Genomic DNA, 16,081 nt, shown 5'->3' on the forward strand with positions numbered 1-16,081 from the left:
ATCAGAGCGAGCGGGCGACGGAAAGGCGTCCACGGAGTTGCTGCAATGAGCAAAGAACTGTTGCTGGTCGTCGACGCGGTTGCCAATGAAAAGGGCGTGCCGCGCGAAGTGATCTTCCAGGCGATGGAGGCCGCGCTGGCCTCGGCCGCCAAGAAGCGCTACCCCGACGAGGATCCGAACATCCGCGTGAGCATCGACCGCCAGAACGGCGAGTACGAGACCTTCCGCCGCTGGGAAATCATCGCCGACGACGGCGAGATGGAATCGCCCTATCACCAGCTGCGCCTGATGGACGCGGTCGACGAGCGCGAGGACGCGCAGGTCGGCGAATACATCGAGACGCAGATCGAGAACGCCGAATTCGGCCGCATCGCCGCGCAGGCCGCCAAGCAGGTGATCGTGCAGCGCGTGCGCGAAGCCGAGCGTCAGCAGGTGGTGGACGCCTACACCGACCGCGTGGGCGAGCTGATCACCGGCATCGTCAAGCGCGTCGAGCGCGGCAACGTCTATCTGGACCTGGGCGGCAACGCCGAGGCCTTCATCCCGCGCGACAAGACCATCCCGCGCGAATCGCACCGCGTCGGCGACCGCGTGCGCGGCTATCTGTTCGAAGTGAAGTCGGAAATCCGCGGCCCGCAGCTGTTCGTCTCGCGCGCGGCGCCGGAATTCATGATCGAGCTGTTCAAGCTCGAAGTGCCGGAAGTCGGCCAGGGCCTGGTCGAGATCAAGGGCTGCGCCCGCGATCCGGGCGACCGCGCCAAGATCGCCGTGGTGGCCCATGACAGCCGCACCGATCCCATCGGCGCCTGCATCGGCATGCGCGGTTCGCGCGTACAGGCGGTGTCCAACGAGCTCAACGGCGAGCGCGTGGACATCATCACCTGGGCCGACAACCAGGCCCAGTACGTGATCAACGCGATGGCGCCGGCGGAAGTGCAGTCCATCATCATGGACGAGGAAAAGCACTCCATGGACATCGCGGTGGCCGAGGAGAAGCTCTCCCAGGCCATCGGCCGCGGCGGCCAGAACGTGCGCCTGGCCAGCAAACTCACCGGCTGGCAGCTCAACGTGATGACGCAGGACCAGGTCGCCGCCAAGAGCGAGGCCGAACAGGAGGCCGCGCGCCAGCTGTTCATGGAAAAGCTCGAGGTGGACCAGGAGATCGCCAACATCCTGGTGCAGGAAGGCTTCTCCACGGTCGAGGAAATCGCCTACGTGCCCAGCGCCGAGCTGCTGGCGGTGGAAGGCTTCGACGAGGACATCGTCGAGGAACTGCGCGCCCGCGCCCGCGACGCCCTGCTGACCGAGGCGCTGGCGGTGGAAGAGGGCGTGAACGAGCCTTCGGAAGAGCTGCTGGCGCTGCCGGGCATGAGCGAGTCGATCGCCTATGCGCTGGCCGAGCGCGAAGTGGTGTCGCTGGACGATCTGGCCGACCTCGCGGTCGACGACCTGATCGATATCGAAGGCGTGGACGAAGACCTCGCCGCCAAGCTGATCATGGAAGCGCGCAAGCCCATGATCGAGCGGCTGGAGAGGGGCGGCTAACCGCGGACGGCCGCGCCCGGGATGGGCGCGCCGAGGGAAGCCTTGAACGGCTTCCACCACGGATGGCGGTATCCGGGCGGCCTTCGGTCGCACGGGGTATGCGCGGGAACGGCGGAGAAAGAACACGATGTCGGACGTAACGATCAAACAACTTGCCAAGGTACTTGGCCTACCGGTGGACAGGCTGCTCGGGCAGCTTGCCGAAGCCGGCATGAAATTCTCCGATCCGGAGCAGGTCATCAGCAGCACCGAGAAGGTGAAGCTGCTCGGATTCCTGCGCCGCACGCACGGCAAGAGCGAGGAGACCGCGGAAGCGGAAGACAGCTCGCCGCGCCAGATCACGCTCAAGCGCCGCAAGGTGAGCGAGCTGAAGGTCTCCACGCCCGGTGCCCGCGGTGCCGGCGGCGCCAAGACGGTGAACGTGGAAGTGCGCGCCAAGCGCACCTACGTCAAGCGCAGCGTCATCGCTGAAGAAGCTAGCGCCGACCACGAGCGCGAGGACGCCCTGCGCAAGCTGCAGGAGTCCGCGCAGCAGCGCGAGCACGAGGAAACCGAGCGCGTCGACGCCGAGCGCCGCCGCCAGGACGAAGTGCGCGAGCGCGAGGAAGCCGAGCTGCGCCGCCAGGAAGAAGCCGAGCAGCGCCGCCTGCAGGCCGAGGCGGAAGCCGAAGCCGCACGCGAAGCCGCCGCTGCGGCCGCCGTCGAGCGCGAAGAGGTGCAGGTGCAGGAGCCGCCGCAGGCCGTTCCCGAGCCGCAGGTGCAGGCGCAGGAAAAGACGGCCGCCGCGCCGGCTGCGTCGTCCGTGCAGAAGATCGATCCGAAGGCGCTGGGCATGATCCTGCCGCGCATTCACGAACCGCGCCGTCGCGAGAAGCCGGTGGCTCCTCCCGTGGCTGCGCCGGCACCGGCTCCCGCTCCCGGCCGCCCCTCGGCTCCGGCCGCGGGCCGTCCTCCGGCGGCTGGCGCCGCTCCCGCGCCGGCTGGCGCCACCGACGCGCGCAACAAGGCGCGTCCGGGCGGCCGCGACCGCGACGAAGGCCCGGGCGGCAAGCGTTTCGCCGCCGGCGAACTGCATCTGTCCGAAGCCGACCGCGCCCGCCGCAACAAGCGCGGCAAGCCGGGCCGGCCGGGCCGCAACGAGCCCGTGCGTGGCGGCTCGTCGGCCTCCAGCTCCGGTCCGCACGGCTTCTCCCGCCCGACCGCACCGGTGGTGCGCGAAGTGGTGGTGGGCGACGCCAACGTGGTCGCCGACCTGGCCCAGAAGATGGCGGTCAAGGGTTCGGAAGTGGTCAAGGCGCTCTTCAAGATGGGCGTGATGGCCACCATCAACCAGACCATCGACCACGACACCGCCGTGCTGGTGATCGAGGAGCTCGGCCACACGGCCGTGGCCGCGAGCGAGAACAACGCCGAGGCCGCGCTGGCCGCGCACACCCAGAACGCCGAGCTCGAGGGCGAGAAGAAGCCGCGTCCGCCGGTGGTCACCATCATGGGCCACGTCGACCACGGCAAGACCTCGACGCTGGACTACATCCGCCGCACCAAGGTCGCCTCGGGCGAAGCCGGCGGCATCACCCAGCACATCGGCGCGTACCACGTGGAAACGCCCAAGGGCGTGATCACCTTCCTGGATACCCCGGGCCACGCGGCGTTCACCTCGATGCGCGCCCGCGGCGCCCAGTCCACCGACATCGTGGTGCTGGTGGTGGCGGCCGACGACGGCGTCATGCCGCAGACGGCCGAAGCCGTGCAGCACGCGCGTGCGGCGAAGGTGCCGCTGATCGTGGCGCTCAACAAGATGGACAAGTCGGACGCCAACCCCGACCACGTCAAGCAGGGCCTCGGCAACCTGGAAGTCATTCCGGAAGAGTGGGGCGGCGACACCCCGTTCGTGCCGATCTCGGCCAAGACCGGCATGGGCATCGACGACCTGCTCGACGCGATCCTGGTGCAGGCCGAAGTGATGGAGCTGACGGCCGTGGAAGACGGCCCGGCGTCGGGCGTGGTGATCGAATCCAGCCTCGACCGCGGCCGCGGCCCGGTGGCGACGGTGCTGGTGCAGCAGGGCACGCTCAAGCGCGGCGACTTCGTGGTCTGCGGCATCGAGTACGGCCGCATGCGCGCGCTGATCGACGAGAACGGCAAGACCGTGCAGGAAGCCGGCCCGTCGATTCCGGTGCAGGTGCTGGGCCTGTCCGGCGTGCCGGAATCCGGCGACGACTTCGTGGTGGTGGCGGACGAGCGCCTGGCCCGCGAAGTGGCCGCCGAGCGCCAGCTCAAGCGCCGCGAAACGCGCATGGTCAGCAAGGCCAACCGCCTCGAGGACATCATGGCCCAGATGGGCCAGGGCGCCGAGCAGCAGACCCTCAACATCCTGGTCAAGGCCGATGTGCAGGGTTCGGTGCAGGCGCTGCGCGAATCGCTCAGCTCGATCGGCAACGAGAACGTGAAGGTCAACGTGATCGCGGCCGGCGTCGGCGGCATCACCGAGTCCGACGCCACCCTCGCGGCGGCTTCCAAGGCGCTGGTGATCGGCTTCAACGTGCGTGCCGATGCCTCGGCCCGCAAGGTGATCGATACCGCCGGCCTGGACGTGCGCTACTTCTCGATCATCTACGACGTGATCGACCAGGTGAAACAGGCCGCTTCGGGCCTGCTGGGCAAGGAAGTGCGCGAGGAGATCATCGGCATCGCCCAGGTGCGCGAGGTGTTCCGCAGCTCCAAGTTCGGCGCGGTCGCCGGTTGCATGGTCACCGAAGGCACGGTCAAGCGCAGCAAGCCGATCCGCGTGCTGCGCGACAACACCGTGGTGTTCCAGGGCGAACTGGAATCGCTGCGCCGCTTCAAGGACCTGGTCGACGAAGTGCGCAACGGCATGGAATGCGGTATCGCCGTGAAGCAGTACAACGACGTGAAGGTCGGCGACCAGATCGAGTGCTTCGAGCGCATCGAAGTGGCCCGCACGCTGTAAGCCGGGCAGGGGGCGTAGGCTCCTTGTTCCGACGGAATCGGAGCCCGGACAGTCCTGTCCGGGCTTCGGCGTTTTTCGTATCGGCGCTGTCCGGCATCCGGGCGGCGCGCCATCGGCCGCGAATGGCGGCCGTCTCAAGGAGGCTATATGCCCTCGCGCGATTTCAAGCGTACCGACCGCGTCGGCGCCGAGCTGCGCCGTGAACTGGGCCTGCTGGTCCACGCCGCCGTGCGCGACCACGGCCTGCCCTCGGTGAGCGTCTCGGACGTGGAAGTGACCCGCGACCTGGATTGGGCCTCGGTGTGGGTGACCGCGCTGCTGCCGGAACAGTCCAAGGAAGCCGTGAAGGCGCTGAACGAGCTGGCGGTGGAATTCCGCCGCTCGCTCTCGCGCAGCATGCGCATCCGCCGCGTGCCGGAGCTGCGCTTCAAGTACGACGATTCGGTGGACAAGGGCGAGCGCATCGAGGCGCTGCTGCGCGAGCAGGCCCGCGACCTGGCCCCGGCCAAGGACGACGCCGCCAAGGCCGACGGCGAGGACTGATGCGCCGCAGCCGCTTCCGCGACCTGCACGGCCTGCTGCTGCTGGACAAGCCGCTGGGCCTGAGTTCCAACCAGGCCCTGCAGAAGGTCCGCCACCGGCTGCGCGCCGAGAAGGGCGGCCACACCGGGGCATTGGACCCGCTGGCCACCGGCCTGCTGCCGCTGTGCTTCGGCGAGGCCACCAAGATCGCCGGCAGCCTGCTCGGCTCGCGCAAGGCCTATCGCGCCCAGGTGCGCCTGGGCGCCACCACCGCCACGGCCGACCTGGAAGGCGCGGTGGTGCGGGAACGCCCCGTGCCGCCGCTGGACGAAGCCATGCTGGAAGCGGCCCTGGCCGGCCTGCGCGGGCGCATCGTGCAGATTCCGCCGGTGTACTCGGCGCTGAAACAGGGCGGCGAGCCGCTGTATGTGAAGGCGCGCCGCGGCGAGGACGTGCAGGCGCCGCCCCGCGAAGTGGACATCTTCAGGCTGGAGCTGCTGTCACGCACCGCCGACACGCTGGAGCTGGAAGTGGAATGCGGCTCCGGCACCTATATCCGCAGCCTCGCCGTGGACCTGGGCGAGGCGCTGGGCTGCGGCGCCCATCTCACGGCGCTGCGCCGGCTGTGGGTCGAACCGTTCCGGGCGCCGGCCATGGTCGGCCTGGATCAGCTCGACGCCGCGGCGGAGCAGGGCGAGGCCGCCATGGACGCCCTGCTGCTGCCGGTCGCCGCCGGCCTGGCCGGCTGGCCGGCGCTGGCCCTGGACGAGGCGCAGAGCCATGCCGTGACCCGCGGCCAGCGCATTCAGCTTGCCGGCCATGCGGCCGGCGCCTATGCCGCGTTCGCCCCGGACGGGCGCCCGGTGGCGCTGTGCGAGCTGGACGCGGACGGCCTGTTGCGCATCCAGCGCGGCTTCAATCTGCCGCCGGCGGCGCAAACGGCATGAGAGCGCCATCGGCGCGCTTGTCATGCTCTTGTTGTAATGAGCATCGGCCGGCTAGAATATCCCGCTTGTTCCAGAGCTTTATCCATCCATCCGAAGCTTGCGCAACGTCATCGACGGTGACGTTGCGCAAGCTTCGCACCCGCTTTTGAGGAAGAGAGACCCATGTCCCTTACTGCAGAACAGACCGGCAAGATCATTGCTGAATACGGCCGCGTGCCGAACGACACCGGTTCGCCGGAAGTCCAGGTGGCCCTGCTGTCGGCCCGCATCGCCCACCTGACCGACCACTTCAAGACCCACAAGCAGGACCACCACTCGCGTCGCGGCCTGCTCAAGCTGGTCAACCAGCGCAAGCGCCTGCTGAGCTACCTCCAGGCCAGCGACGTGACCCGCTACCAGAGCCTGATCGAACGCCTCGGCCTCCGCCGTTAATCGACTCCAAGGACTAACGACGTGGCGAAAGTAACCAAGTCATTCCAGTACGGTAATCACACGGTCACACTGGAGACGGGCGAAATCGCCCGCCAGGCGTCCGGCGCCGTCATGGTCAGCATGGACGGCACCGTGGTGCTGGTCACCGCGGTGGCCGCGGCCAAGGCGAAGGAAGGTCAGGACTTCTTCCCGCTCACCGTGGATTACGTCGAGAAGTTCTACTCGGCCGGCCGCATCCCCGGTGGCTTCTTCAAGCGCGAAGGCCGCCCGACCGAGAAGGAGACGCTGACCTCGCGCCTCATCGACCGTCCGGTGCGCCCGCTGTTCCCGGAAGAGTTCAAGAACGAAGTGCAGATCATCGCGCAGGTGGTCTCGCTCAATCCGGAAGTCGACGGCGACATCCCGGCCATGCTGGGCGCGTCCGCTGCGCTGAGCCTCGCCGGCATCCCCTTCAAGGGTCCGATCGCCGCCGCCCGCGTCGGCTACACCAACGGCCAGTACGTGCTGAACCCGACCGCCACCGAGCTGAAGAGCTCGGACCTGGACCTGGTCGTGGCCGGCACCACCAACGCCGTGCTGATGGTGGAATCCGAAGCCAAGCTGCTCAGCGAAGAAGTCATGCTGGGCGCCGTGGTGTTCGGCCACCAGCAGATGCAGACCGCGATCCGCGCCATTGCGGAACTGGCCACCGAGGCCGCCCGCCCGTCGATGGACTGGCAGCCGCCGGCCCGTAACGAGGCCCTGGCCGCCGCCGTGCGCGGCGCCGTCGGCAGCAAGCTGGACGAGGCCTTCCAGGTCAAGGACAAGCTGCAGCGCCGCGACGCCATCGCCGCCATCAAGGCGGACGTGATCGCCTCGCTCAAGGCCCAGGCCGAAGAGCACGCCTGGCCGGCTGCCGAGCTGGCGAAGGAATTCGGCGAGCTCGAATACCGCACCATGCGCGACAGCGTGCTGAAGACCAAGGTCCGCATCGACGGCCGCCAGCTGGACGACGTGCGCCCGATCACCGTCCGCGTCGGCGTGCTGCCGCGCACCCACGGCTCGGCGCTGTTCACCCGCGGCGAGACGCAGGCCCTGGTCGTGGCCACGCTGGGCACCACCCGCGACGCGCAGATCATCGACGCGCCGGAAGGCGAGTCGAAGGATCCGTTCCTGTTCCACTACAACTTCCCGCCGTTCTCGGTGGGCGAGGCCGGCCGCTTCGGCGCGCCGAAGCGCCGCGAGATCGGCCACGGCCGCCTTGCCAAGCGCGGCGTGCAGGCGGTCAAGCCCTCGATCGAGGAATTCCCGTACGTGCTGCGCGTGGTCTCGGAGATCACCGAGTCGAACGGTTCCTCCTCGATGGCCTCGGTGTGCGGTTCCTCGCTGGCCATGATGGACGCCGGCGTGCCGCTCAAGGCTCCGGTGGCGGGCATCGCCATGGGCCTGGTGAAGGAAGGCAACGACTACGTCGTGCTGTCCGACATCCTGGGCGACGAAGACCACCTCGGCGACATGGACTTCAAGGTGGCCGGCAGCGCCAACGGCGTGTCCGCGCTGCAGATGGACATCAAGATCGACGGCATCACCGAAGAGATCATGAAGGTGGCGCTGGAGCAGGCCAAGCGTGGCCGCCTGCACATCCTGGGCGAAATGGCCAAGGTGATCAGCGAGCCGCGTTCGGAGATGAGCGAGTACGCCCCGCGCCTGCTCACCATCAAGATCCATCCGGACAAGATCCGCGAAGTCATCGGCAAGGGCGGCGCCACCATCCGCTCGATCACCGAAGAGACCGGCACCACCATCGACATCAGCGACGACGGCACCGTCATCATCGCCTCGGTCAACCGCCTGGCGGCCGACGAAGCGAAGAAGCGCATCGAGCAGATCGTCTCCGACGTCGAGCCGGGCCGCATCTACGAGGGCAAGGTCGCCAAGCTGATGGACTTCGGCGCATTCGTCACGATCCTGCCGGGCAAGGACGGCCTCGTCCACGTCTCGCAGATTTCCAACGAGCGCGTGGAGAAGGTCTCCGACAAGCTGAAGGAAGGCGACATCGTCAAGGTCAAGGTGCTGGAAGTGGACAAGCAGGGGCGTATTCGCCTGTCCATGAAGGCGGTGACTGAGGAAGAGGGCGCCTGAGGCGCTCTCTGCAGGCAGGTTGAAGAAAGCCCGGCTTATCGCCGGGCTTTTTTTTGCTCGTCATCCCGGCGTAGGCCGGGATCCAGTGGCGGTATCGCTTGGTTGTCGCGTTGATGTCCGCTGGCCTCGCCTTTGGCGAGTGTTTCGTGCCGCTGCCGCGGCCCGACTTACTTTCTCTTGCGTGCCCAAGAGAAAGTAAGCAAAGAGAAGGGCACCCTGCTTGGCGCCCTCAGCAGCGCAGCTGCTGAGGGTCCGTGAGGGCTGGCCGGGCTTTTTGACAGGGCATCCATGCCCTGATCAAAAAGGCGGGGACATCGTGTCCCCGCCCCCTGCGGGGCCTTTTCGTCCAGCCCTCACCGCCGGCGCCAAGGGGACCCGGTAGATCAAGAGCAGAAGCGCGCCAGCGGAACGCCGCGGCTGCGCCGCGAGCTCTTCGCTCGGTTTTCGCCCCGCCCGTCATCCCCCTCTCCCCTCCGGGGAGAGGGTTGGGGTGAGGGGCCGGGCGGAGCGCAAGAGTGATGCGCACCACTCCGCCAAAACGCTCATCCAGCGCCCTCCACTTTTTTGCGCAACAGTGGCGTGAGGTGGCTTTTGCTACGATGCCCAGAGCGCAAACGAGGATGCGGGCATGAGCGATCACGCCAACGATGTGATGAAGCAATACCAGGCCTGGGCGCAGCAATCCTGGGACGCATGGATGCAATCGCTGCAGCGGCCCGCGTCGCCGTTCGCGCCGGTGCCCGCGGCTTCCGACGACCTGCTGTCGCGCGCCATGGGTGGCCTGAAAAGCTATGCCGACTGGATGCAGGCGGCCGCCACCAGCGGCATCGCGGGGCAGGGGCCGGACGACTGGCAGCAGGCGCTGCGCCAGCTGTTCATGGGGCAGCCGGTGGCGGGTGCGGCCGCCATGGGGCAGGGCTTCATGGGCAATCCGTTCGCCGGCATCAACCAGCCGTTCGCGCAGGCTTTCGCCGGCATCGACAATGCCGCCGCGCACGGTTTCGCCCAGCAATGGCAGAGCTGGCTGCAGGCCGCGCAGCCGCAGGCCGGCGCCTGGGGCGCGGGCCTGGGCGACACGCCGGCTTTCGGCTATACGCGCGAACGCCAGATGCAGCAGCAGGCGCTGCTCGAAGCCATGCGCGAATACGCCGAGGCTTCGTCGCGCTACAACACGCTGATCCTGCGCGCCAACGCCGACGGCTTCGAACGCCTGCGCGAAAAGCTCACGCAGATGACCGAGCCGGCGCGCCAGGTCGATTCGCTCAAGGCGCTGTACGACCTGTGGGTCGACGCCGCCGAAGAAGCCTATGCGCAGATCGCGCTGTCGGACGAATTCCGCGAAGCCTACGGCGCCATGGTCAACACGCAGATGCAGGTGCGCCAGCGCCAGCAGCGCCAGACCGACGCCTGGTGCCGCGAACTGGGCATGCCCACGCGCGGCGAAGTCGATTCGCTGGGCAAGCGCGTGCAGGAGCTGCGCCGCGAACTGCGCGCCAGCTCCGCCGGCAAGGCGACGCGCGCCGCCGCGCCGGACGCGGAACTGGACGCGCTGCGCAACGAAGTCGCCGCGCTGAAGCGCAAGCTCGCCGGCCGCGCCGAAGCCGGCCACGCGCCGAAGAAAGTGCTGTCCGAATCGCTGGGCGCCGAGGCGGAAAGCAAACGCAAGCCGCCCGCCGCCCGCCGCACCGCCAAGACCGCGCCCGCGCGCGGCACGCAACGCACGCGCAAGTGAAGGACTGACGCATGTTCACCCCTCTACGCATCGATCCGGCCAAGCTCCTCGGCGAAGTCGCCGCCTTCCAGCGCAAGCTCGCCGCCGGCGTGGAAAGCCTGCGCGGCATGCACGAACCCGAATACGCGAACACGCCGCGCGAAGCCGTCTATCGCGAGGACAAGCTCACCGTCTGGCATATGAAGGGCAACGGCAAGCCCACCTCGAAGACGCCGCTGCTGATCGTCTACGCCCTGGTCAACACGGTGTGGATGACCGACCTGCAGGCCGACCGCTCGCTGGTGCGCAATCTGCTGGAGCAGGGCGAGGATGTGTACCTGATCGACTGGGGCTATCCGGACGGCGCCGACCGCTGGCTCACCCTGGACGACTACCTCAACGGCTATCTCGACCGCTGCGTCGACGCGGTGCGCGCGCGCCACGGCCTGGATGCGGTCAATCTGCTCGGCATCTGCCAGGGCGGCGCGTTCTCGCTGTGCTACACGGCGATGCATCCGGAGAAAGTGCGGAACCTCGTGACCATGGTCACGCCGGTGGACTACCACACGCCGGACAACATGCTGTCGCACTGGGTGCAGAACCTGGACGTGGACCTGTTCGTCGACACGCTGGGCAATATCCCCGCCGAGCTGATGAACTACGTCTACCTCACGCTCAAGCCCGTGCGGCTCAACCAGCAGAAATACGTGTCGATGGTCGACCTGCTGGACAACCGCAAGGAGATGGAAAATTTCCTGCGCATGGAACGCTGGATCTTCGACTCGCCCGACCAGGCCGGCGAAGCGTTCCGGCAGTTCATCAAGGATTTCTACCAGGGCAACAAGCTGGTCAAGGGCACGCTCACCATCGGCGACAAGCCGGTGGATCTGGGCATGGTCACCCAGCCGGTGCTGAACATCTTCGCCGAGCAGGACCACCTCGTGCCGCCGGACGCCTCGCGCGCGCTGGGCAAGCACGTGGGCACCACCGACTACACCCAGCTCGCCTTCAAGGGCGGGCATATCGGCATCTACGTTTCCGGACGCGCGCAGCGCGAAGTGCCGCCGGCCATCCACCAGTGGCTGCGTTCCAGGGATTGAGTTCCAGCACAAGGAGAACCGCATGAATACCGACAAGCGCCTCGTCCGTTCCAGCAGCCAGAAGATGATCGCCGGCGTGTGCGGCGGCGTCGCCCAATACCTGGGCTGGGACGTCACCATCGTGCGCCTGCTGTGGATCGTCCTGACCCTGGCCGGCGGCTCCGGTATCCTTATCTATCTGATCCTGTGGCTGGTGATGCCGCAGGACGTCTAAACGGCCGGACCCCACGGCTGCCGGCAGGCGCACCACCGCGCCTGCCGCTTCGTTCGAGTACATCCATGAGCATCGACTACGACCGTTACGACCGCATCCGTGCCGTGCAATGGCAGGGCGACCATCTGCGCCTGCTCGACCAGCGCCTGCTGCCGCGCACGGAGGAGTGGATCGACTGCCGCGACGCCGCGCAGGTGACCCAGGCCATCCGCGACCTGGCCGTACGCGGCGCGCCGGCCATCGGTATCGCCGCCGCCTGGGGCGTGGTGCTGGCAGCGCAGCAGGGCGCGCCGCTCGAGCCGGCCCTGGCCATGCTGCGCGCCGCCCGCCCGACCGCGGTGAACCTGATGTGGGCGCTGGACCGCATGAAGGCGCGCATCACGGCCGGTGCCGACGCCGCCGCGCTGGAGCGCGAAGCGCAGGCGATCCAGGACGAGGATCTGGCCGCCAACCGCCATATGGGCGAGCTCGGCGCCGCGCTCATTGCACCGGGTTCCGGTGTGCTCACCCATTGCAATACCGGCTCGCTCGCCACCGCGGGTTTCGGCACCGCGCTGGGCGTGATCCGCGCCGGCGTCAGCGCCGGCCGTATCGACGAGGTCTATGCCGGCGAGACGCGGCCGTGGCAGCAGGGCGCGCGCCTGACCATGTGGGAACTGGTGCGCGACGGCGTGCCCGCGCGCCTGATCGCGGACTCCGCCGCTTCGCACCTGATGCGCTCCGGCGCGGTGCAGTGGGTGATCGTCGGCGCCGACCGCATCGCCGCCAACGGCGATACCGCCAACAAGATCGGCACCTACCAGCTGGCCATCGCCGCGCGCCACCACGGCGTGAAGTTCATGGTGGTGGCGCCGTCGTCCACCGTCGACATGGCCACGCCCTCGGGCGAGGCGATCGAGATCGAGCTGCGCGATCCGGCGGAACTGCTGGCCGTGGCCGGGCAGCGCACCGTGGTCGAGGGCGCGCAGGCGTGGAACCCGGTGTTCGACGTGACGCCGGCCGGGCTGATCGACGCCATCGTCACCGAGCGCGGGGTGATCGAGCATCCGAACGCGCTGGCCATGCAGGCGATGTTCGGTTCATGAGGCACGGCTCATACGGGGCCGGCCCATGAGGCTGCGCCGCGAAGCGGGCCTGTTCTTCGTCGGCGGCGTGATCGGCTTCATCGTCGATGCCGGCGGCGTGCAGGCCCTGGTCTCGCTGGCCGGCGCCAACGCCTATGTGGCGCGCGTGCCGTCCTTCCTGCTCGCGGCCACGGCGACCTGGTGGTGGAACCGCCGCTACACCTTCGCCCACCGCGCCAGCGGGCAGCCGCTGCACCTGGAATGGCTGCGCTGGATGGGCCTGATGACCGCCGGCGCGCTGATCAACTACGCCACCTACGCGCTGATGCTGGTCGGTTTTCCGGCCCTGCACCGCTGGCCGGCGGTAGCCGTGCTGGCCGGTTCGGCGGTGGCTGCGCTGGTCAATTTCTCGACAGCGCGCGGGGTGCTTTTCAAAGGCTCCAAAAGCTCTGCGTAAGCTATTGATTCCATTCATCAAAATACTGTCGTTTCGATAGTATTTCTGCTACACTTCAAAGGCTATATCCGGGACCGCTGCACGCGCGGCTGAAGCTCGCGCGCCACGGCCCTTTTTCTTCATCCAGGGAAGCCGATTGATGGCAGAACTCGCCAAAGAAATCATCCGCGTCAACATCGAAGACGAGATGCGCCAGAGCTACCTCGACTACGCCATGAGCGTGATCGTGGGCCGCGCCCTGCCGGACGTGCGCGATGGCCTCAAGCCTGTGCATCGCCGCGTGCTGTACGCGATGAACGAACTGAGCAACGCCTGGAACAAGCCCTACAAGAAGTCGGCCCGCGTGGTCGGCGACGTGATCGGTAAATACCATCCGCACGGCGATGCCTCGGTCTACGACGCCATCGTGCGCATGGCCCAGCCGTTCTCGCTGCGCTATATGCTGGTCGACGGCCAGGGCAACTTCGGTTCGGTCGACGGCGACAACGCCGCGGCCATGCGCTACACCGAGGTGCGCATGTCGCGCCTCACCCACGAGCTGCTGGCCGACATCGACAAGGAAACCGTCGACTTCGGCCCCAACTACGACGAGAGCGAAAGCGAGCCGCTGGTGCTGCCCACCCGCGTGCCGAACCTGCTCGTCAACGGCTCCGCGGGCATCGCGGTGGGCATGGCCACCAACGTGCCGCCGCACAACCTCAACGAGGTGGTGGCCGCCACCATCGGCCTGATCGACGACCCGTCGCTGTCGGTCGACGACCTGATGCAGTACATCCCCGGCCCGGATTTCCCCACCGCCGGCATCATCAACGGCTCCTCCGGCATCGTCGAGGCCTACCGCACCGGCCGCGGCCGCATCCTGGTGCGCGCCCGGACCGAGATCGAGACCGAATCCAACGGCCGCGAGACGATCATCGTCAGCGAGCTGCCGTACCAGGTGAACAAGGCGCGCCTGATCGAGAAGATCGCCGAGCTGGTCAAGGAAAAGAAGCTCGAAGGCATCAGCGAGCTGCGCGACGAGTCCGACAAGGACGGCATGCGCGTAGTGATCGAGATCCGCCGCGACTCGATGGCCGATGTGGTGCTCAACAACCTGTTCCAGCAGACCCAGCTGCAGGTCACCTTCGGCATCAACATGGTGGCCCTGCTGGACGGCCAGCCGCGCCTGCTGAACCTCAAGGACATCCTCGAGGCCTTCATCCGCCACCGCCGCGAGGTGGTCACCCGCCGCACCATCTTCGAGCTGCGCAAGGCCCGCGCCCGCGCCCACATCCTCGAAGGCCTCACCGTCGCGCTGGCCAATATCGACGCGATGATCGAGCTGATCCGCAGCTCCGCCTCGCCGCAGGAAGCGCGCGAGCGCATGCTGGCGCGCAAGTGGGAGCCGGGCATGGTCTCGGCCCTGCTGGGCGCGTCCGGCGCCGATGCCTCGCGTCCGGAAGACCTCGACCCGCGCGACGGCCTCAAGGCCGACGGCTACCAGCTTTCGGACGTGCAGGCCCAGGAAATCCTGGCCATGCGCCTGCACCGCCTGACCGGCCTGGAGCAGGAAAAACTCTCCGACGAGTACCGCGAGATCCTGGCCACCATCCGCGGCCTGATCGAGATCCTGGAAGACCCGGCCCGCCTGCTGGCGGTGATCCGCGCCGAGCTCGAAGTGGTCAAGGAAGAATTCGGCGACAAGCGCCGCACCGAGATCCAGCATTCGCAGGAAGACCTCAACGTCCTCGACCTGATCGCGCCGGAAGACGTCGTGGTCACGCTGTCGCACACCGGCTACGTCAAGCGCCAGCCGGCCAGCACTTATCGTGCCCAACGGCGCGGCGGCAAGGGCCGCTCGGCCTCGGCGCTGAAGGACGAGGATTTCGTCGAGCAGCTGTGGGTGGTCAATACCCACGACACCCTGCTCACCTTCACCAGCACCGGCCGCGTGTACTGGCTCAACGTGTACCAGATGCCGGAATCGGGCCCCAACGCCCGCGGCAAGCCGATGGTCAACCTGCTGCCGCTCGCCGCCGGCGAGAAGGTGCAGGCGGTGCTGCCGGTGCGCGAATACAGCGACGACTGCTACGTGTTCTTCGCCACCCGCCAGGGCACGGTGAAGAAGACGCCGCTCAACGAGTTCGCCTTCCAGCTGCAGAAGGGCAAGATCGCCATCAACCTCGACGAGGGCGACGCCCTGGTCAACGTGGCGCTCACCAACGGCAACAGCGACGTGCTGCTGTTCGCTTCCAACGGCAAGACGGTGCGCTTCGACGAGGGCGAGGTGCGCTCGATGGGCCGCACCGCCACCGGCGTGCGCGGCATGAAGCTGGCCGACGGCGCCGAAGTGGTGTCGCTGATCGTGGCCGAACCGGAAGGCGACATTCTCACCGCCACCGAACGCGGCTACGGCAAGCGCACCCAGCTGGAGGAATTCCCCAAGAAGGGCCGCGGCACCCAGGGCGTGATCGGCATCCAGTGCTCCGAGCGCAACGGCGGCCTGGTCTCCGCGGTGCAGGTCACCGAGGCGCACGAGCTGATGCTGATCTCCAACCAGGGCACCCTGGTGCGCACCCGCGTGGCGGAAGTCTCGCAGCTCAGCCGCAACACCCAGGGCGTCACCCTGATCAAGCTGCCGGCCGATGAGGCGCTGGTCAGCGTGGTGCGGCTGGATGCGGAGGAGGAGGTTGAGGGTGCGGATGCACCCGATGGCGGGAGCGGCGGCGTGGAGCAGGGTGGTGACGTTGCGGCGCCGGATGCCGGCGATGCGGGCGATGCCGGCGAGCCGACGCCGGAGGAGTGATCGGCGGCTGATTGCTCAGCGCTGATTGATGAGATCCCTCGCCGCACCGCGGCGGGGGATTTTTTTGCTCGTCATTTCGGCGTAGGCCGGGGTCCAGTAGCGACTAGGTGTGGTTGTCGCGATTTGGCCGCTTATGCAGCGGGCATTCCGGACGCCTGCCGGCGCCCGGGTCACTTTCTCTTTGCTGGCTCAAAGAGAAAGTAACCAAAGAG

The 16,081-nt window shown here is 67.8% G+C and carries 12 protein-coding genes; all 12 read left to right on the forward strand.

Annotated elements, in window-relative coordinates; all coding sequences use genetic code 11:
- The first annotated feature begins 45 nt into the window (after positions 1 to 45).
- The 12 genes from nusA to gyrA all read left to right on the forward strand — a co-directional run bounded on the left by nusA (position 46) and on the right by gyrA (position 15,869).
- On the forward strand, positions 46 to 1,545 hold the full coding sequence (gene nusA / locus FHW84_RS19350) for a transcription termination factor NusA (protein WP_167257610.1): 1,500 nt from the start codon (positions 46 to 48) through the stop codon (positions 1,543 to 1,545).
- 127 nt (positions 1,546 to 1,672) lie between these two features.
- Positions 1,673 to 4,516 carry a translation initiation factor IF-2 gene (infB, locus tag FHW84_RS19355; RefSeq protein WP_167257611.1) on the forward strand — a complete coding sequence of 948 codons (2,844 nt, stop codon included), beginning with the start codon at positions 1,673 to 1,675 and terminating at the stop codon, positions 4,514 to 4,516.
- 147 nt (positions 4,517 to 4,663) lie between these two features.
- Positions 4,664 to 5,059, forward strand: coding sequence for a 30S ribosome-binding factor RbfA (rbfA, locus tag FHW84_RS19360; protein WP_167257612.1), 396 nt, complete (start codon positions 4,664 to 4,666; stop codon positions 5,057 to 5,059).
- Entirely contained in the window at positions 5,059 to 5,985 is a 927-nt protein-coding gene (gene truB / locus FHW84_RS19365) for a tRNA pseudouridine(55) synthase TruB (RefSeq protein WP_167257613.1), read from the forward strand. The genes rbfA and truB overlap by 1 nt, the downstream gene beginning before the upstream one ends.
- 162 nt (positions 5,986 to 6,147) lie before the next feature.
- A complete protein-coding gene (gene rpsO, locus FHW84_RS19370; RefSeq protein WP_167257614.1) occupies positions 6,148 to 6,417 on the forward strand; it encodes a 30S ribosomal protein S15 in 270 nt (89 codons plus the stop codon).
- 21 nt (positions 6,418 to 6,438) lie between these two features.
- Positions 6,439 to 8,538, forward strand: coding sequence for a polyribonucleotide nucleotidyltransferase (gene pnp, locus FHW84_RS19375; protein WP_167257615.1), 2,100 nt, complete (start codon positions 6,439 to 6,441; stop codon positions 8,536 to 8,538).
- 628 nt (positions 8,539 to 9,166) lie between these two features.
- Positions 9,167 to 10,270, forward strand: coding sequence for a poly(R)-hydroxyalkanoic acid synthase subunit PhaE (locus FHW84_RS19380; RefSeq protein ID WP_167257616.1), 1,104 nt, complete (start codon positions 9,167 to 9,169; stop codon positions 10,268 to 10,270).
- A gap of 11 nt (positions 10,271 to 10,281) precedes the next feature.
- Positions 10,282 to 11,349, forward strand: a complete 1,068-nt coding sequence (gene phaC, locus FHW84_RS19385) for a class III poly(R)-hydroxyalkanoic acid synthase subunit PhaC (protein ID WP_167257617.1) — start codon at positions 10,282 to 10,284, stop codon at positions 11,347 to 11,349.
- A 22-nt stretch (positions 11,350 to 11,371) separates the two neighbouring features.
- A complete protein-coding gene (locus tag FHW84_RS19390; RefSeq protein ID WP_026634417.1) occupies positions 11,372 to 11,563 on the forward strand; it encodes a PspC domain-containing protein in 192 nt (63 codons plus the stop codon).
- 65 nt (positions 11,564 to 11,628) lie between these two features.
- On the forward strand, positions 11,629 to 12,648 hold the full coding sequence (gene mtnA, locus FHW84_RS19395) for an S-methyl-5-thioribose-1-phosphate isomerase (RefSeq protein ID WP_167257618.1): 1,020 nt from the start codon (positions 11,629 to 11,631) through the stop codon (positions 12,646 to 12,648).
- Between the two features lie 25 nt (positions 12,649 to 12,673).
- On the forward strand, positions 12,674 to 13,084 hold the full coding sequence (locus FHW84_RS19400) for a GtrA family protein (protein ID WP_167257619.1): 411 nt from the start codon (positions 12,674 to 12,676) through the stop codon (positions 13,082 to 13,084).
- A gap of 139 nt (positions 13,085 to 13,223) precedes the next feature.
- On the forward strand, positions 13,224 to 15,869 hold the full coding sequence (gene gyrA / locus FHW84_RS19405; protein WP_167257620.1) for a DNA gyrase subunit A: 2,646 nt from the start codon (positions 13,224 to 13,226) through the stop codon (positions 15,867 to 15,869).
- The last annotated feature ends 212 nt before the right edge of the window (positions 15,870 to 16,081 follow it).

Source organism: Dyella sp. SG562, from assembly GCF_011759495.1.
GTDB lineage: Bacteria > Pseudomonadota > Gammaproteobacteria > Xanthomonadales > Rhodanobacteraceae > Dyella_D > Dyella_D marensis.